The following is an 18042-nucleotide window of genomic DNA, read 5'->3' on the forward strand; positions in this document are numbered from 1 at the left end:
TTCGGTTAGAGCGCGTTTCGATCCGGTTGAATCAGATCAGCGCTCCAAGTATTTGTTTCTTTTGCATTATCCTACGCAAAACCGCTTCGCACTTTTCGGGATGCGCTCTATTCCGCAAGCCGTCTGTCCAGTTCGGCAAGTGCAGCCACGATCTGCGTTATAACCGTATTGCGGGAAATTCCCATACGCTGCGCGATCTCGTCATAGGTCAGCCCTTCGATCCTGTTGAGGACGAAGGCCTCACGACGGCGCGGCGGCAGAAGCGCAATGGCCTGCAGAAGCCGACGCAGTTCGCTGCGATAAAGCGCCGTCATTTCCGGCGACGGACGGCTATCGGCAAAACGCTCCGGCGCATCGTCCTGAACTTCGACATCGCCACGGCGGCGCGTATCGCGCAGATGATTGAGCGCAAGATTGCGCGCGGCACGCTTCACATAGGCAGGTCCCGGCGCTTGCGTCCCGTCGTCGGGTCTGGCCAGCAGGTTGAGAAAGGCCTGCTGGACGACATCTTCCGCCGTGGCCGAATTTCCGACGATGCGCCGCACGAAAGCGCGCAGGCTCGAGCGCTCGCTTTCATAGAGTTCCGTCAGATCCCACAACCGGGAATTCATTCGTGCCCGCTCTCCAGACTTGCATATGTATAGGCCTGCGTAAACCGAGCGAGCCTTTCAACATGCCATAACCGCCTGAAAAATATCGCGCAATCACAGTGATTTAGAAGGATTCCAAGTGCTGTATATAAACATGCATATTACACTCATGTTTTATCCAGTCAAAACATGAGCTTCGGTGTATTCTTATCGGAAAACCCAGTGATACTGTGCGGGCAATTTCTGCACAACATATTGCAAAAATACAACAAGCTTGTGGAGGGGCGACGAATGCCGCCCCATAATCCTTATCCAGCCAGTCGCTCGGGCGAACGCAGGATGGATGCGCCACCTGCCGCCTGTACGGCAAGGCTTCCATATTCAATCCCTGCGGCAAGTGCCCGGTGCGCGTCGCGGCCTTCGAGCCATGCATCGATAAAGCCCGCATTGAAAGCGTCACCCGCTCCGGTCGTATCGATGACCGGTACATCCTTTGCCGCCATGTGAAGGTCCGCTTCGGCTGTACGCAACCATGCGCCGTCGCCGCCGCCCTTGAGAGCCACGACCGGGAAGTGCCCGGCAAGTGCGTCGAGCGCCGCAGCCGGATCGTCATGGCCGGTTATGGCCTGCGCTTCCTCGCGATTGGGAAGGAAGATGTCGACGCCTTCGCAGGCAGCCAGCAGGCCGGGGTCGTAGATCAGGGTTTCATCCCAGCTCGGATCGAGCGAGACGGAAAGACCTGCCGCCTTTGCCTGTTGCACGAGATCGGAGATTTCGTGCAGCGTGGCGAACTCGGCGATATGCAGATGCCCCGCATCCTTCCATTGCAGCGCGGTTTCGAGCGTCGACGGAAGTGCAGAACCAGCGCGGCGCGAGAGGAATGCGCGGTCATTGCCGATCACGCTTGCCACCGTCACCTGCGGTCCGGCATCGTCGGCCCGCTCCAGAAAGCGCAGATCGACACCATCGATCTTCAGGTCCGGCTCCAGCCCGCGCGACAGGCCGTCGAAGCCGAGCCGTGCGACCAGCGCGACCGCCCTTCCCGCATGGGCAAGATGCGCCGCCGAAATGAAGGCGCCACCACCTGCCGCCATCTTCATGCTTTCGGCAAAGACCTCGCGGCCGGGCTGCGGCAGCGATTGCAGCCCGGTGAAGATGAGATCGCAGTAAATCCGCCCGATACTGAGGACAGCCGGACGCCTGAATTGTTGCGGCATCATAGGCGGCCCAGACTTTTCTCGGTCTTGGCATCGAAGTGATAGAGGCTTCCGGCAGGTGCGGACACGGAAAGCGTGCCGCCCGTTGCGGGAATGACCTTGCCCGGAGCCGTTGCAATCACCGAAACGCCGTTGACGTCGAGATGCACCAGCGTCTCCGCGCCAAGCGGCTCTACGGCCGTCACAGTGCCGGTGAGTGATAAGCCGCTGGCTGTCCCGTCCTCGACTTTCAGGTCATGCGGGCGAACGCCGACCAGAATGTCGCCATCCGGCGCAAGTTCCACGCCCGATCCGTTGCGACGGCCCGCAATGAGGTTCATCGACGGGCTGCCGATGAAGCGCGCCGTGAACACGTCGGTCGGATTTTCATAAAGCTCGGTCGGCGTACCGGTCTGGAGAATGCGGCCGTCTCGCATGACAACGATGCGGTCGGCCATGGTCATGGCTTCAACCTGGTCATGGGTCACGTAAACGGTCGTCGTCTTGAGACGCTGATGCAAGCGCTTGATTTCGATACGCATCTGCGCGCGAAGCTGGGCGTCGAGGTTCGACAGCGGCTCATCGAAAAGGAAGGCTGACGGATTGCGCACCATGGCGCGACCGATGGCGACGCGCTGGCGCTGGCCACCGGACAGTGCCGCCGGGCGACGGTCGAGATAGGGTTCCAGCCCGAGCGCCTTGCCGGTTTCCTCGATGCGCTTGTCCTTCTCGGCCTTGGACAGTTTCGACGTATAAAGCCCGAAGCCGATATTCTGGCGCACTGTCATATGCGGATAGATCGCATAATTCTGGAACACCATGGCGATGTTGCGCTGCTTCGGATCGCTTTCGTTGACAACTTCGCCGCCGATCTTCAGATGACCGCCGGAAATGTCTTCAAGCCCGGCGATCATGCGCAAGGTCGTGGACTTGCCACAGCCCGAAGGGCCGACAAAAACGACGAATTCGCCGTCCTTGATCTGGAGATCGATTGCCCGGACCGCCTCGACCTTGCCATAACGCTTGACCAGCTTTTCAAGTTCGATGGTTGCCATCAGCGTGCCTCCACAAGTGCACTGAATTTTTCATTGAGTTCGCGGGCAGCCTTTGCTTCGGCAGCCGCATGGTCGAAGGCTGCGGCCTTGAAGCGGTCCGCTTCCGCCTTGTGCCGCGCGAGTGCCGCGTTCATCGCGGTTGGTGCCGGACCGCCAAGACGGTCGCGCACGGCTACGAAATGCTGCGGCGAAACCAGTTCCTCAAACTTCTCGCGCCCGAAGGATGGCTCGCGCCCGGCAGACTCGCGGAAAGCATCGAGGAAAGGCTCAAAACCGTCCTTCTCCAGACCGCCGCCCATCGCGACGACAGCGCGCGCGACCCTGGCTGCGATTTCATGCGCCTGCCGGAACGAAAGCCCTTCGATGCGCACCAGCGAATCCGCCAGTTCGGTGATCGTGATGCAGGAGCGGCGGATATTTTCCGCCACGCGGGCCGGGTCGATCCGGATCGCGCCGATGAACGCGGCCAGAAGATCGAGCACGCGACCAGCGGAGGCGAATGCCTCATAGCCCATCGCTTGGGTCTCGCCCTCACTGTCATTCATGTCGGTGAAAGGTGTGTTGTGCATCACGTCGAGGACGGTGCGGGCGCGGCCCATGGTCTGGCTTGCCAGGTGGCGCATATGTTCGATTGGAACGGGATTGCGCTTCTGCGGCATGATCGACGAAATCTGCACGAAGGCGTTCGGCACGTAAATCTGGCCGACCTCGAAACTGGTCCAGAACTGGAAGTCCTGAATGAGGCGCCCCAGATGCACAAACATCAGTTCCAAAGCCGAATAGGTGGAGGTTATGTAATCTACCGCCGCAATGCAGCTATAGGAATTGGATAAGGGGGCAGCAAAGCCCAACAGGCTCGCCACTCGTGCGCGATCGATCGGGAAGCCCGAGGTGGTGATGGCCGCCGCCCCCATGGGTGACAGGTTGACGATGGCGCGCGCGGCTTCCATCCGTTCCATATCCCGGATGAGAACCTCGATTGCCGCCGAAAGATAGTGACCGAAGGTCGATGGCTGTGCAGGCTGGCCATGCGTATAGGCGACGATCAGCGTCTCCTTTTCACGCTCGGCGGCTGCAATCATGCTATCCAGCAGATTGCGCGCCTGCGTCATCAGCGTATCGATACGATCCTTGAGGCCAAGCTTGAACAGCGTGTGGTCAATATCGTTGCGCGAGCGTGCCGTGTGAAGGCGACCGGCAGTATCGGCCCCGATACGTGCTTTCAGCTCCTTCTCGATGAGGAAGAAGAAGTCTTCCACCTCGCCGGTATAGGTCAGCTTCGCAGGGTCGATTTCCTTGTCGATGGCTTCCAGTGCACCCGCAATGGCTGCGGCCTGTTCGCGGTCGAGAATGCCGGTTTCGGTCAGCATGACGAGATGGGCGCGGTCGATGCGGCGAAAGCCGTCGACATGATGGGTCTTGGCGCCATCAAAAAGCGGGCGAAGCACGGTTTCCTTGTAAACCGGATCGGGGAAGACGCTTTTATCGGACAGCCGTGGATCGAGATCGGACATGGTTCAACCCTTGAGGCCAGCAAGCATGACACCGCGCACGATGTAACGCTGGAGAAGAAGAAAGACGACGAGCGTGGGAAGCGTGGCGATTGCCGCGCCGGTCATGATCATTTCCCACTGGATGGACTGCTCGACGGCGAAGCTCGAAAGCCCGACCGGCAGCGTATAAAGCTCCGGGCTGGTTGCAACGATCAGCGGCCAGAAGAAGGCGGTCCAGTTGCCGAGGAAGGTGAAGATCGCAAGCGCCGAGAGCGCAGGCGTCACCAGCGGCATGGCAACTTTCCACCAGATCTGGAATTCGTTGAGGCCGTCGACGCGGGCAGCTTCCAGAAAGTCGTTGGGAACACCTTCGAAGAACTGCTTCATGAGGAACGTACCGAAGGCCGTCATCATGCCGGGGAACATGATGCCCCAGTAGCTGTCCAGCCAGCCGAGCTTGCTCGACATCAGATACCACGGGATCACCAGCATTTCGGTGGGGATCATCAGTGTGGACAGGATGGCGAGGAAGATGAAATAGCGCCCGCGGAACTGGAATTTCGCCAGCGTATAACCGACGAGGCTGTCGAAGAAGACATTTGACAGCGTAACCACGACCGCGACGATCATGGAATTCAGGAACCAGCGCAGGAAGCGGCCATCGGCAAGAATGGTGACATAGTTCTGCAGTGTCGGCTCTGCCGGGATCAGGCGCAGGTCGTAGACCTGTCCTGCCGTCTTGAGCGAGGTGGAGAACATGAAAGCCAGCGGCGTGACCATGATGAGGCCACCGATGAGCAGCAATGTCCATGTCACGATGCGACCGGGCCGCAGATTCTGGAAAGGGAGCGGTTTGTTTTGAACGGACGCTGTCATTTCTTTTCCCTCAGGATCCAGAGCTGCAACAGCGAGACGCAAAGCAGGATGGTGAACAGAACGACGGTTTGCGCAGCCGCATAACCCATCGCATAGGAGGAGAAGGCCGTCTGATAGATCATCAGCACCAGCGGCTTCGTGGAGCCGAGCGGTCCGCCGGGATCGTTCGTGGTCATGTTGTAGACCTGATCGAAGATGCGCAGGAAACCGATGGACGAGAAGACGACGAGGAACACCGTGGTGGGCTTCAGAAGCGGGATCGTGATCTTGCGCAGGATCGCCCATTCACCGAGGCCGTCGATGCGTGCGGCTTCATAGAAAGTGTTGGGAACAGCGCGCAGGCCTGCCATGAAGATGATGATCTGGAAGCCGAGACCGGCCCAGATGGACGTCGCCATGATCGCATAGAGACCCTGATCGACCGAGCGCAGAAAGCCCTGCTGCGGCAGCCCGACCGAACTCAGGATATTATTGATGAAGCCGATCGGCGCGGGCTGATAGAACCAGCGCCAAACCCATGCCATGGCGGCTGCCGTGGTGAGATAAGGCAGGAAATAGAGCGCGCGGATAAAGCCGTGCATGATCCGCACGCGATCCAGAAAATAGGCGATTGTAAACGCCACCACGAGGCTGATCGGCGTGCCGACAAGCAGATAGGTGAAAGTGTTCTTGAACACTTTCCAGAATTCCGGATCGGCGAAAAGCTTCTGGTAATTGGCGAAGCCGATGAACTTTGGCGGGTTCATCAGGTCCCAGTCTGTGAGAGACAGCCAGAAGGCCTCTATCGTCGGGTAAAAGCGGATGACCGAATAGAACAGGATCGGGAGAGCGAGGAAGCTCCACACCCAGATCAACCGTCTTGTGCGCATGGAAAGGCGATCCGTCAGGCGATTGCCCGAAGGCCCGTTCGCTCTGCCGCCTGTTTCTGCAGTCATTGTCATGTTTCAAGATCCTTCGGCTACGGATGAGCCGTGCCGCGAGAAGAGCGGCGAGGCCCTGCCCCGCCGCATTTCAAGCCTGTTACTTGGCCGCGTCGAGCACATCCTGCTCGGCCTTGGCCGCCTGGTCGAGAGATTCCTTGACCGGCTGCTTTTCGAGAATGACGCGGTTGGCCATATCGACAGCGATCTGGCGCTGCTTCAGCTCATCCACGAACATGGTCGTATGCGCATATTCCAGACCTTTGAGGAACGGGCCGTAGATCGGATCGGCAAGGTTCGCTTCCGTCAGGGCTGCCGAACGGCGCGCAGGCAGTTCACCCACATCCTTCAGCCAGATTTCCATGGCTTCCGGCGAGGAGATGTAGTTCAGGAACTTCTTGGCGGCTTCGAGTTTCTCGCCGCTTGCCTTGGCGCTGATGCCGTTGGCGAAGTAGCTCGCATAGTTGGAGCGCACGCCTTCCGCATTGGCCGGAAGCTCTGTCACGCCCCATTCGAAGTCCTTGATGGTGCGGAACGAACCGAGGCGGAAGGTGCCGTCGATGGTCATGGCTGCCATGCCAGCGCGGAAAGCGGCCTGACCTTCATCCATGAACTTGACTTCGCCGACCTTATGTTCGGTCTGGAGACCGGTATAGAAGGCCAGTGCCTTTTCACCGGCAGCGTCGTTATAGGCGACCTTGCGGTCATTGTCGGTATAGGGCTGACCGCCGAACTGGCGCACCAGAACCTCACGCCACCAATGCTGGTCCTGCCCCGGCATATCGAGCGTGATGCCTTCGGCCAGAAGATTGCCGGAAGCGTCGCGCTTCGTCGTCTTCTTGGCCGCTTCGACCATTTCATCCAGCGTCTTGGGCGGATTGTTCGGATCGAGGCCAGCGTCGGTGAACAGCTTCTTGTTGTAGAACAGGGCCAGCGAACGCACAGCGGTCGGCAGACCGTAATATTCATCGCCGCGCTTCATCGCCGAAACGATCGGGAAGAACTCGCTCTCGATCTTGTCATGCGGGAACGTGTCCTGCGGCAATGGCTGCAGAATGCCTCCAGCCACGAACTTGTCGAGCCAGCCATAGAAAAGCTGCATCACGTCCGGGCTCTTGCCCGCCATCTTCGCTGCGATCACGCGCGTCTGATAGTCGTCGTAAGGGAACGTGACCTGCTTGACCTTGATGTCCGGGTTGGCCTTCTCGAAATTCTCGATCAGTTTGTCCATCGCCTTGACACGTGTCTCGAAGACATATTGCCAATATTCGATTTCGACAGCCTGAGCAGCATTGATCGCAAAGGTGCTGAGCCCTGCAACCAGACCTGCCAATAACAGCTTACGCATTTAAACCTCCCTAATGCCCCGCCCACCGGTTCGAATGCGGTCGCCAGGCACGGCTGCGGCAGTGCCTCGCACAATCCGCATATTCCACCACATGCCGCGCAGATCGTGCGCGGCGCCCATTTTCACTCATGCGGAAACCCACTTCCCCGACATGAGGCCGGACGGTCTTCACCACCCTGCCTTTACGGTTCAACGTTGCGGGCACTTTGTCAATAAGATAATTTAGTTGAATTAATATATTGCTGTTAAAAGCGCCTCGCGTTATCTCTTTTGACGGGAGACAGGAGGGACCATGACATCGAAATCAGATGGACACTCTGAAGACGGATCGCTCATCGCGCCTGCTGGCGCACAGGGCGGGTCGCTTGCGGTCACCCTTGGCAAGAATCCCGAGCGAATTCGCGATCATAACCGGCGCGTGGTGCTTGATGTCGTTCGCCGCCACGGTCCCCTGGGCCGGATGCATATCGCCCGCCTCACCCATCTGACCGCGCAGGCCATCGCCAACATCGTCGATGAGCTGGTTTCAGAGAATCTGCTCATGCAGCTTGGGCGGCTGAAAACGGGACGCGGCCAGCCGCCGATCCAGTTTGCCGTCAATCCCGAAGGTGCGATGACCATCGGTGTCGAAATGGGTTCGACGCATATGGTGACGACAGTACTTGATCTGTCCGGCAAGCCGCGCACGCAGCATGTGCGCCCCATTCAGGATGTCAGCCCCGACAGGCTCTCCGCACAATTGCGAAAAGAAGTCGATGCCGTGAAGGCTTCATTTCCCGCGCGCCTGCTTGGCATAGGTGTCGTGATGCCGGGCCCGTTCGACATTGAAGGCATGAGTTCGGTCGGCCCGACCACCCTGCCCGGCTGGTCCGGGATCGATGCGGCAGCGGTCCTGAGTGAAGCCTGCGGCGAATCCGTTCTGGTCGAAAACGACGCCAACGCCGCCGCCGTCGGCGAACGCCTGTTTGGTGCAGGACATGCGATTTCCAATTTCGCCATGATCTATTTCGGTGCCGGTATCGGGCTTGGCATGATTCAGGACGGCGCGCCGTTTCGCGGCGCTTTCGGCAATGCCGGTGAAATCGGCCATATCGTCATCACGCCCAATGGACGCAGTTGCGCCTGCGGACAGAGGGGCTGTCTTGAAACCTATGCCTCCCTTCATATCTTGCGCGAGAAGCTTCACGCCGCGGGGATCGAGGACACCGATTTCGATGCGCTGGAAAAGCTGCATGAAGATCGCAACCCGGTTCTGATGGGCTGGGTGCAGGAAGCCGCCGAACATCTGGCGCCAATGATTGCCATGATCGAAAACATTCTCGATCCCGAGACAATCATTCTGGGCGGCATGGTGCCCGATGCGATCATCGACGACCTGATCTGGCATATGGGCGGCCTGCCGATTTCGGTTGCGAGCCGCCGCGCCCGCGCATTGCCGCGCGTCATTCGTGGGCAGACGGGGCAGTTCACCGCTGCTCTGGGTGCTGCCTCCCTGCCGATGTTCGAGGCCATGACGCCGAAACTCGATACAAATTCGGAAATCTGACCATGCTCACCGCCCACCAGCGCATCGAGCGCCAGAAGTCGTCCCCTGCCCTTGTCCGGCTGCACCAGGCACTGAGCAGGCTGCGTTCGACAGTCACGCTGATGCATACGGGTGCGCATCCTGACGACGAGCAAAGCGGCCTCCTGGCCTATATGCGCTTCGGACTTGGCATGCAGGTGGTGATTGCCTGTTCGACACGCGGCGAAGGCGGGCAAAATGCGCTTGGACCCGAACGTGGCGGCGCGCTTGGCGTGATCCGCAGCCGCGAGATGGAGGAAGCAGCCCGCATTCTCGATTGCGACGTGCATTGGCTGGGCCATGGTCCTGACGATTCCGTCCACGATTTCGGCTTCTCCAAGGATGGTGACGGTACTTTTGCCCATTGGGGCGAGGAGAAGACCGTCGAGCGGCTGGTCCGCGCCTATCGCACCGAGCGCCCGGATATCGTGCTGCCAACCTTTCTCGATGTTCCGGGCCAGCACGGCCACCATCGCGCCATGACGCAGGCGGCGGAAACGGCGATACGGCTGGCTGCCGACCCCACCGCCTTTCCAGAACATTTTTCCGAAGGGCTAATGCCGTGGCAGGTGGCGAAATTCTATCTCCCTGCCTGGTCGGGCGGCGGCGACACCTATGATGACGAGCTTCCGCCGCCCGATACGACATTGACGGTTCATGCGGCAGGACGCGATGCGGCAATCGGCGCCGACTACGATCGTATCGGTGAGTGGTCGCGCGCCTGCCATGCCACACAGGGCATGGGTCGCTGGCCGGAAGCGCCGAAGGTTGAGTGGCCATTGCATCTGAAACTGCCAGAAAGTCATTCGGAAACGACAATCCTTGACGGGCTTCCCGAAACTCTGGCCACACTTGCAGAAATCAACGGACTGACGCTTGAAAGCCGAAAGCAGCTTCTTGATGCCCATTTGTCTGTTGAGGGCGCAATCGCAGCTTTTCCCAACAGAGAAGCCATTATCAAAAATCTTGTCGAGGCCGCAAAACGCCTGAAAGCTGTGCTAGCCAGCGCACCGGAAGATTTCCTTTTGCAACACCGGCACAGGCTGGAACGCAAGCTGCGGGAAATCGACGCCGCGCTGATCGAAGCCGCCTCGCTGTTCGAGCGCGCTTATCTGGACGAACCTGTGTTGGCGGCGGGCAGCGAAACGCGCCTTGTCGTCGAATACGGCCCCGGAACGACGGCAATCGCAGTATCGGCGGAACCCGTATTGCCGGAAACCTGTTCGATTTTCTGTGAAGAAGAGGCGCCAGAGCGAGAAATCCTGACCATTTCCCTGGCGAAAGATACAGCACCTTCCCCGCTTTTCGAACCTGTATGGCGGTCGATTGCCGGCAATGGGCAAGCCTGTATCCGGCTGAAAGCGCAGTTTGAAGGGCATCTTGCAGAACGCAGCTTCGATCTTGAGGAACCGCTCGCCATTGTGCCGCCTGTCTCGCTGAAGATCGCCCCGCCAGCCGTCATCCTGTCGGGCGAACACGACCCATTGCCGATCCAGCTTATGGTCAACGGCCCGGCAAAACGGATCACCTTCGCATCGCAGAAAGGCTGGGAAGTCGGTGTAAACGGGCTGAGCACCGTCTTGTATCCGCCTTCCGATCCGACACCCGGACTGACCTGCCTGCAGGCATTGGTTGATGGAACTCCGGCCTGGCAAACACACGCCGCCAACTATCCGCATATCGGCAAAACCGTCTGGCGCGAGCCTGCCATGCTGCCTGTGCTAACCCTCGACGTGAAGCTGCCCGACGCACGCATCGGCTATATCGGTGGCGGTGCGGACAATGTTGGCCTGTGGCTGAAACGCATGGGGCTTGATGTCACCGACATCGAACCGCATCATCTTGCCGGTGATCTGTCAGGGTTCACGACCATCGTGGTCGGCATATTTGCCTTTGGCCTGCGCAATGACCTGGCAGCAGCGACGACCAAACTGCACCGCTTTGTCGAAGATGGCGGGCATCTGGTGACACTCTATCACCGACCGTCAGATGGCTGGCATCCAGACAGGACACCACCGCGAAAACTAACCATCGGCTCTCCGTCATTGCGCTGGCGCGTTACGAACCCGCATGCGGCAGTTACGGTTCTTGAGCCTGAGCATCCCCTCCTTGTCAGTCCCAATATGATCAGCGAGCGCGATTGGAACGACTGGCACAAGGAACGCGGGCTTTATTTCGCCTCCGCATGGGATGATGCCTATCAGCCGCTTCTTTCCATGCATGATGATGGAGAACAGCCACTTTATGGCTCTCTTGTTTCCGGCAGGATAGGCAAGGGTCGTCATACGCATACGAGCCTTGCCCTGCATCATCAGCTCGATAAGCTCGTTCCCGGTGCATTCCGCCTGATGGCCAATCTGGTGCAAGCAGCTTGAGAGAAGAGACCGGTTGAAGAAGTCGCTCTTTATGTAAGCTAAAGCTAATACAATAAGGAATCTCTATCTGCTATTTTTATTTTAAATTCAGTAATTTATTAATCATATGAAATACTCATTTTCCGTTTACCATGCAACTTAAGAGGGTACACATAATTGGCGGGTAGTTTGCTCCCAGGTCACAGCGACCACTAAACAAGCAAGAATGATCTCAGGAGCAACACATGACCAAGTTTTTCGCACGTTTCCGTAAGGATGAATCCGGCGCAACCGCTATCGAATACGCGCTGATCGCCGGCCTCGTCGCTGTCGTCATCATCACTGGGGCAACGACGCTGGGAACGAAGATCAGCGAAAAGTTTGACTCGATCGCGACCACGGTAGAAGAAGCTGGCAAGTAATCAGCATTCGCCTTCAGCAACAATACAACCGCCCTTCGGGGCGGTTTTGCTTTTGCGGGTCCTGTTGTCACCTTCATTGGCAACTTTTGAAACCCCAAGGCGTTTAGGGGATGTGTGAGGAGCGTATTCCATGGGCTGACGCAGAGGTTTGATCACAGCTAACCAAGCTAACGCTCTGCAATCTTTATTGATTATGGGCTTCATAAAGAAACGCGCATAATCCCTCTAAATAGTGGTTCGCCGCGTGGTTGTTGCGTATTCCAGCGCCGACCCCGGCCTTTCGGGAGTAGCGAACATGTCATTGAAATCCATTTTACTGGCGCTCGGCATCGGCGCTGCCGGTTTGACGCTCAGCGGTTGTGTTTCCGAGGGATATTATGGCTCGGGCTATTACGATCCATATTATGTTCGTGGCGGCTATGTCGGTACCGGCGTCGTCTATAATAGCGGCGGTTACTATCGGAACTATCCGCGCTACCCGCGTTATTACAGAGATTCGCGCTATTATCGTGACCGGGATCACTATCGTTATCGCGACCGGGATCGCCCGCGCCGTCCCGACACCAACAGGCCGGATCGCCCACGTCCGCCTCGGCCGGACCGCCCGCCATCAGGCAATGCAGGCCGTCCAAATCCGGGCAATCTGCCGGTTATCCAGCCGATCAAGCGCGGTCCGCATAACTAAAGCAAAACACCCGCCGAAATCCGGCGGGTGTTTTGCATAGAAGGAACTGATGTCAGAGCTTGATGACATATTCCTTGCGGGTGGTCTCGATGACGTCCCAGCTTCCCTTGAAGCCCGGACGGATGACGAAACTGTCACCGGCAACCACTTCGCGGGCTTCGCCGCCTTCTTCGCTGACGACGGACCGACCGGACAGGATGTGGCAGAATTCCCATTCGTCATATTCGATGCGCCATTTTCCGGGCGTGCTCTCCCAAATGCCTGCAAAAAGCGTGCCTTCGGGATTTTCTTCCAGATTCCACGTGCGGAATTTTGGAGCACCTGAAAGAAGGCGCTCCGGTGACGGTGCGCCTTCCTCCGGTTCGATGCCGGTCAGGTCGAAATCGAGAAACCGGCTCATAAATCAGACCTTTGCCAGCGCCTGCTCGATGTCGGCGATGATATCATCTGCATCCTCGATGCCGATAGACAGCCGCACGACATCCGGACCGGCACCCGCCGCCACCTTCTGCTCGTCGCTGAGCTGGCGATGCGTCGTCGATGCCGGATGGATCACCAGCGAACGGGTGTCGCCGATATTGGCCAGCAGCGAAAACAGTTCGAGGCTATCCACAAACTTGACGCCAGCTTCATAACCACTCTTGAGACCGAAGGTGAAAACAGAGCCCGCACCCTTTGGCGCATATTTTTGCTGGAGAGCGTGAAATTTATCATGCGGCAACCCCGCATAATTCACCCATGACACTTTTTCATGGCCGTGCAGCCAGGATGCGACCTTCAGCGCATTGTCGCTGTGGCGCTGCATGCGCAGCGGCAAGGTTTCCGCCCCGGTCAATATCTGGAAGGCATTGAACGGTGAAATGGCCGGGCCGAAGTCACGAAGCCCCAGCACACGGGCAGCGATGGCAAAGGAAATATTGCCAAAGGTCTTGTGCAGCTCCAGACCCGCATAATCGGGGCGCGGTTCGGTCAAAAGCGGATAATTTCCGGATTTTGCCCAGTCAAAAGTACCGCCATCGACCAGAATACCGCCCATGGAATTGCCGTGACCGCCGATAAACTTGGTCAGTGAATGCACGACGATATCTGCACCATGTTCGATCGGACGCACCAGATAAGGTGATGCCAGCGTATTGTCGACGATCAGCGGCAGGCCGTTTCTGTGCGCGATTTCGGCAATGGCTTCGATATCTACCACGATACCGCCCGGATTGGCGAAGCTTTCGATGAAGATGGCGCGCGTCTTGCTGTCGATCTGCTTTGCGAAATCGGTCGGGTTGGTGGCGTCGGCCCAGCGCACCTGCCAGCCGAAGGATTTGAAAGACTGACCAAACTGGTTGATCGATCCGCCATAAAGCTGGCGTGCGGCAACGAAATTATCGCCCGGTTGAAGCAGCGTATGGAAAACAAGAAGCTGCGCGGCATGGCCGGATGCAGTCGCGACCGCCGCCGTACCACCTTCGAGTGCGGCAATGCGCTCTTCCAGAACAGCGGTCGTCGGATTTGTGATGCGCGTATAGATATTGCCGAACGCCTGCAGGCCGAACAGGGATGCCGCGTGGTCGGCATCATCGAACACAAACGAAGTCGTCTGATAGATCGGTGTTGCACGCGCACCTGTCGTCGGATCGGGCTTTGCCCCAGCGTGAACAGCGAGCGTTTCAATCCCGGGAGAGCGTTTTGACATCATTTCCTCCTGTGTCCTAAACCCCAATCAGGTCCGGACGTTAGGCGTTGCCGTCAGGAAAGCAAAGGAGGATTTTCCGCCAAATGTAGGAATCGCAGAAATTAAATCCGAAAGCTCTTATTCAGAGACCAGACGTGGATATTCGATAGCCGGGCAGCGGTCCATGACGACGGTGACGCCTGCTTCTCCGGCCCTGTTTCCAGCCTCTTCGTGCACGACACCAAGCTGCGTCCACAAGACCTTCGGGCGATGCTTCATTGCGAGAACCTCGTCCACGATCCCCGGTAGCGAATAAGGTTCGCGAAAGACATCCACCATATCCACCGGTTCTTCGATATCTGCCAGATGCGCCACGACACGCTGACCGTGGATCTCCTTTCCCGCCTGCCCCGGATTGACAGGAATCACGCGATATCCCTTGGAAAGCAGGAACTCCATCACGCCATTGCTCGGGCGTTCCGGCTTTGGTGACGCACCGAGAAGCGCAATTGTTTTGACAGAAAGAAGAATCTCACGAATCTGCTCGTCGATAGGGTTTTTCATCTTTGTTCTCCTCAATCGCTTGAGCCAACGCTTGCATGAAAGCAGGCGCTCTAAGTTCTTTTAGGTGAAGCATAATCTTATCGATCCTCGTTTCACTCCGGTCGGATTATGCTTTATTGATGAATAAACTTGGGAGGAACGCATGAATATCAATACAGCACAGGACCGGAATGTCGATCCGATGACAAACCATTCGTCGAGCCCTGTCATGAATATCGAAGACCTGCGTGCCTTCATGAAGCACGAGTTTCCGCAACTCGGAAACGCTTTCGAGATCACGGCAATCGACGATGGTTCGGCATCCATGCGGCTTCACGCCGATGAACAACATCTGCGTCCTGGCGGCACCGTTTCCGGCCCCTCGCTTTTCGCGCTTGCCGATGTGACGGCCTATGCAGCCATATTGGCCCATATCGGTCCGGTGGCGCTGGCGGTGACAACGAATCTCAATATCAACTTTCTGCGCAAACCCTCTCCCGGTACAGTCGAGGCTGTTGCGCGCCTCCTGAAACTCGGCAAGCGCCTTGCCGTACTCGATATCAGTCTGACTGACGGTGCGAGCGGCGAACTGGTTGCCCATGCAACGGCAACCTATTCGATTCCACCGAGATAAAAGCGTTAAAATATACGGTACTATAATACCAATGCAATAACCTTTTGATTTTACTTGCCTTTTAAAACAAAGCTCTGAATATAGGACTTGACGGCCACGCCGCCATTGTGTATCGACCCGCCAGACGCGAGCAGAAGTGATCTTTTGCCCGCTCGTTCGGGTTGGACACGATCCAACACAAGCAACAAAAAAAGCCCTGATTTCAAGATCGGGGATTAAGTCAAGGAAGACTTCAATGGCAACTTTTTCTCAGAAGCCGGCTGAAGTGGTGAAGAAGTGGGTGCTGATCGACGCCGAAGGTCTCGTCGTCGGCCGTCTTGCATCGCTCGTCGCCAACCGCCTGCGTGGCAAGCACAAAGCAACCTTCACCCCGCACGTTGACGATGGCGACAATGTCATCATCATCAATGCCGACAAGGTTGTTCTGACCGGCAAGAAATACACCGACAAGGTTTATTACTGGCACACCGGCCATCCGGGCGGCATCAAGGAGCGCACTGCTCGCCAGATTCTCGAAGGCCGTTTCCCGGAACGCGTTCTCGAGAAGGCTATTGAGCGTATGATCCCGCGTGGCCCGCTCGGCCGTCGCCAGATGAAGAACCTGCGCGTTTATGCAGGCTCGAACCATCAGCATGAAGCTCAGCAGCCGGAAGTCCTCGACGTCGCAGCGCTGAACCGCAAGAACAAAGGGAATGCATAATCATGGCTGAGCAGCTCAACTCGCTCGAAGAACTCGGCACCGTTGCCAAGACCGAAGCTGCCGCTCCGGTTCACGTCCAGAAGCTGGACGCACAGGGCCGCGCTTATGCCACCGGCAAGCGTAAGGACGCCGTTGCACGCGTTTGGGTCAAGCCGGGTTCCGGCAAGATCATCGTCAACGACAAGGAATTCGCACAGTATTTCGCGCGTCCGGTTCTGCAGATGATCCTGCAGCAGCCGATCATCGCTTCGAATCGCGCCGGCCAGTTCGATATCGTTGCCACCGTTGCCGGTGGCGGTCTCTCCGGTCAGGCCGGTGCTGTTCGTCACGGCATCTCCAAGGCCCTCACCTACTACGAACCGGGCCTGCGCACGGTTCTCAAGAAGGGTGGCTTCCTGACCCGCGACAGCCGCGTCGTCGAACGTAAGAAGTACGGTAAGGCCAAGGCTCGCCGTTCGTTCCAGTTCTCCAAGCGCTAAAGCGCTTAGGGCCAGTTCTCCAAGCGCTAATATCTGTCGCTTCAGAGCTTACAGAAAAGCGGGCCTTCGGGTCCGCTTTTTTGTTATGTAAAAGGAGACTCAAGCCAGCACGGAACCAGTCGAATGTCGTCCAGTCGTTTTGCCGCCACACCGGAGCCTCCCTATCTGATCGTCACCTTCGCTTCGCAGCGTATTGCGGGCGAGGATGATGGCTACGGCGACATGGCGGTTCTAATGGGAGAACTCGCGGCCAAACAGCCGGGCTATCTCGGCATTGAAAGTGCCCGCGACGCGGAAGGCTTCGGCATCACCAATTCCTTTTGGGCCGATGAGGAAAGCATTCGTGCATGGAAGCGCGACGTGGATCATCTGGTTGCGCAGAAGCTTGGTCGCCAGAAATGGTACGAAGCCTATCGCGTGCGCATTGCCCGTGTGGAACGCGCTTACGGATTTGATGCCAAGAGCGCGTGAAAGCGCTATAGAAGCCAGATTATCATCGGGGAAGCGGCCATGCCCTCAAAGACCATCGACCACGCGATCACCGCCCGCAGCCTGACCGGTGCAGCAACCGATCCCACCCATGCGGGTGTGTTGTCATTCATGCGGCGCATGTACACGAAGTCGCTGAAGGGCGCGGAAGCTGTCGTCTGGGATATTCCCTTCGATGCCGCCGTATCCAACCGGCCCGGTGCGCGCTTCGGCCCGCAGGCGATCCGGCGGGCGTCGGCGATCTTCGACAATGATCCGCAATATCCCTTTCAGCGCGATCTTTTCGAGAACCTCGCCGTCATCGACTATGGCGACTGCCTGCTCGACTACGGCAATCACTATAAGACCCCAGCCACTATCGAGCGCGAAGCGGCGAAAATCCTGAAATCCGATGCATTCCTGCTGACGCTCGGCGGCGATCATTTCATCACGTGGCCACTGCTCAAGGCCCACGCTGCAAAATATGGGCCGCTGGCGCTGGTGCAGTTCGATGCACATCAGGATACGTGGTTCGACGACGGCAAGCGGATTGATCACGGCTCTTTCGTGGCCCGTGCAGTGCGCGACGGCATTATCGATCCCGCTCACTCGATCCAGATCGGCATCCGCACGCACGCGCCGGAAGATTGCGGCATCAGGATCATTTATGGCCATGAGGTCGAGGATATGTCAGCGGCGGCGATTGCCGATGAAATCCTGAAGCGCACCAATGGCCGGAAGACCTATCTGACCTTCGATATCGACTGTCTCGATCCGGCCTTTGCGCCGGGAACCGGCACGCCGGTCGCGGGAGGCCCGTCTTCGGCAAAGATGCTGTCTGTCCTGCGCAAGCTGACGGCTCTTGACTTTGTGGGCGCCGATGTGGTCGAGGTTGCACCGGCCTATGACCATGCCGATATAACAGCAATCGCGGGAGCGACGATCGCAATGTACTATTTGGGCCTTTTGGCCGAACGGAAAGAACGACGATGAAGCGCAGCGCTTGTTCATAGATTGATTCAAGCGCCTCGAGAACTGATTCCGAATAT

The 18042-nt window shown here is 57.9% G+C and carries 19 protein-coding genes; 9 read left to right on the top strand and 10 right to left on the bottom strand.

Annotation, left to right across the window (positions count from 1 at the left end; all coding sequences use genetic code 11):
* Nucleotides 1-107: 107 nt before the first annotated feature.
* The 7 genes from FIB18_RS05210 to FIB18_RS05240 form a co-directional block, all read right to left on the bottom strand.
* On the bottom strand, nt 108-611 hold the full coding sequence (locus FIB18_RS05210) for an RNA polymerase sigma factor (protein WP_140019739.1): 504 nt from the start codon (nt 609-611) through the stop codon (nt 108-110).
* Nucleotides 612-898: 287 nt separating this feature from the next.
* Entirely contained in the window at nt 899-1810 is a 912-nt protein-coding gene (locus FIB18_RS05215; RefSeq protein WP_140019740.1) for a carbohydrate kinase family protein, read from the bottom strand.
* Complete coding sequence (locus tag FIB18_RS05220; protein ID WP_140019741.1) at nt 1807-2841, bottom strand: ABC transporter ATP-binding protein; 1035 nt, start codon at nt 2839-2841, stop codon at nt 1807-1809. Before FIB18_RS05220 ends, FIB18_RS05215 begins: the two co-directional genes overlap by 4 nt.
* A complete protein-coding gene (gene argH, locus FIB18_RS05225) occupies nt 2841-4355 on the bottom strand; it encodes an argininosuccinate lyase (protein WP_140019742.1) in 1515 nt (504 codons plus the stop codon). The genes FIB18_RS05220 and argH overlap by 1 nt, the downstream gene beginning before the upstream one ends.
* 3 nt (nt 4356-4358) lie before the next feature.
* On the bottom strand, nt 4359-5210 hold the full coding sequence (locus tag FIB18_RS05230) for a carbohydrate ABC transporter permease (RefSeq protein ID WP_140019743.1): 852 nt from the start codon (nt 5208-5210) through the stop codon (nt 4359-4361).
* Nucleotides 5207-6151: a carbohydrate ABC transporter permease gene (locus tag FIB18_RS05235; protein ID WP_407921842.1), complete on the bottom strand. Its 945-nt coding sequence runs from the start codon at nt 6149-6151 to the stop codon at nt 5207-5209. The genes FIB18_RS05230 and FIB18_RS05235 overlap by 4 nt, the downstream gene beginning before the upstream one ends.
* A 79-nt stretch (nt 6152-6230) precedes the next feature.
* A complete protein-coding gene (locus FIB18_RS05240) occupies nt 6231-7478 on the bottom strand; it encodes an extracellular solute-binding protein (protein WP_109987570.1) in 1248 nt (415 codons plus the stop codon).
* 292 nt (nt 7479-7770) lie between these two features.
* Here FIB18_RS05240 and FIB18_RS05245 point away from each other — a divergent pair, with 292 nt between their 5' ends.
* The 4 genes from FIB18_RS05245 to FIB18_RS05260 all read left to right on the top strand — a co-directional run bounded on the left by FIB18_RS05245 (nt 7771) and on the right by FIB18_RS05260 (nt 12503).
* A complete protein-coding gene (locus FIB18_RS05245; RefSeq protein ID WP_140019744.1) occupies nt 7771-9024 on the top strand; it encodes an ROK family protein in 1254 nt (417 codons plus the stop codon).
* 2 nt (nt 9025-9026) lie between these two features.
* Nucleotides 9027-11417: a PIG-L family deacetylase gene (locus tag FIB18_RS05250; protein ID WP_140019745.1), complete on the top strand. Its 2391-nt coding sequence runs from the start codon at nt 9027-9029 to the stop codon at nt 11415-11417.
* A gap of 224 nt (nt 11418-11641) precedes the next feature.
* A complete protein-coding gene (locus FIB18_RS05255; RefSeq protein WP_140019746.1) occupies nt 11642-11818 on the top strand; it encodes a Flp family type IVb pilin in 177 nt (58 codons plus the stop codon).
* 295 nt (nt 11819-12113) lie between these two features.
* A complete protein-coding gene (locus tag FIB18_RS05260; protein WP_140019747.1) occupies nt 12114-12503 on the top strand; it encodes a hypothetical protein in 390 nt (129 codons plus the stop codon).
* Nucleotides 12504-12555: 52 nt separating this feature from the next.
* Here the strand turns inward: FIB18_RS05260 and FIB18_RS05265 are convergent, their stop codons facing one another.
* From FIB18_RS05265 to FIB18_RS05275, 3 genes are all read right to left on the bottom strand, one after another.
* Nucleotides 12556-12903 (bottom strand): cupin domain-containing protein, encoded by a 348-nt coding sequence (locus tag FIB18_RS05265; protein WP_140019748.1) that lies wholly within the window; start codon nt 12901-12903, stop codon nt 12556-12558.
* 3 nt (nt 12904-12906) lie between these two features.
* Nucleotides 12907-14190, bottom strand: coding sequence for an O-acetylhomoserine aminocarboxypropyltransferase (locus FIB18_RS05270; RefSeq protein WP_105541523.1), 1284 nt, complete (start codon nt 14188-14190; stop codon nt 12907-12909).
* Nucleotides 14191-14307: 117 nt separating this feature from the next.
* Entirely contained in the window at nt 14308-14733 is a 426-nt protein-coding gene (locus FIB18_RS05275; protein WP_140019749.1) for a CoA-binding protein, read from the bottom strand.
* A 142-nt stretch (nt 14734-14875) separates the two neighbouring features.
* Here FIB18_RS05275 and FIB18_RS05280 point away from each other — a divergent pair, with 142 nt between their 5' ends.
* The 5 genes from FIB18_RS05280 to speB all read left to right on the top strand — a co-directional run bounded on the left by FIB18_RS05280 (nt 14876) and on the right by speB (nt 17986).
* On the top strand, nt 14876-15346 hold the full coding sequence (locus FIB18_RS05280; protein WP_140019750.1) for a PaaI family thioesterase: 471 nt from the start codon (nt 14876-14878) through the stop codon (nt 15344-15346).
* Nucleotides 15347-15581: 235 nt separating this feature from the next.
* Nucleotides 15582-16046 carry a 50S ribosomal protein L13 gene (gene rplM, locus FIB18_RS05290; RefSeq protein ID WP_105541520.1) on the top strand — a complete coding sequence of 155 codons (465 nt, stop codon included), beginning with the start codon at nt 15582-15584 and terminating at the stop codon, nt 16044-16046.
* 2 nt (nt 16047-16048) lie between these two features.
* Nucleotides 16049-16525 (top strand): 30S ribosomal protein S9, encoded by a 477-nt coding sequence (gene rpsI / locus FIB18_RS05295; RefSeq protein WP_140019751.1) that lies wholly within the window; start codon nt 16049-16051, stop codon nt 16523-16525.
* 123 nt (nt 16526-16648) lie between these two features.
* Nucleotides 16649-16996, top strand: coding sequence for an antibiotic biosynthesis monooxygenase family protein (locus tag FIB18_RS05300; RefSeq protein ID WP_140019752.1), 348 nt, complete (start codon nt 16649-16651; stop codon nt 16994-16996).
* A 39-nt stretch (nt 16997-17035) separates the two neighbouring features.
* The gene (speB, locus tag FIB18_RS05305) at nt 17036-17986 is read left to right on the top strand and encodes an agmatinase (protein WP_140019753.1); all 951 of its coding nucleotides are present in this window, start codon (nt 17036-17038) and stop codon (nt 17984-17986) included.
* Nucleotides 17987-18042: the final 56 nt, after the last annotated feature.

The organism is Brucella pecoris, from assembly GCF_006376675.1.
Classification (GTDB): Bacteria; Pseudomonadota; Alphaproteobacteria; order Rhizobiales; family Rhizobiaceae; genus Brucella; species Brucella pecoris.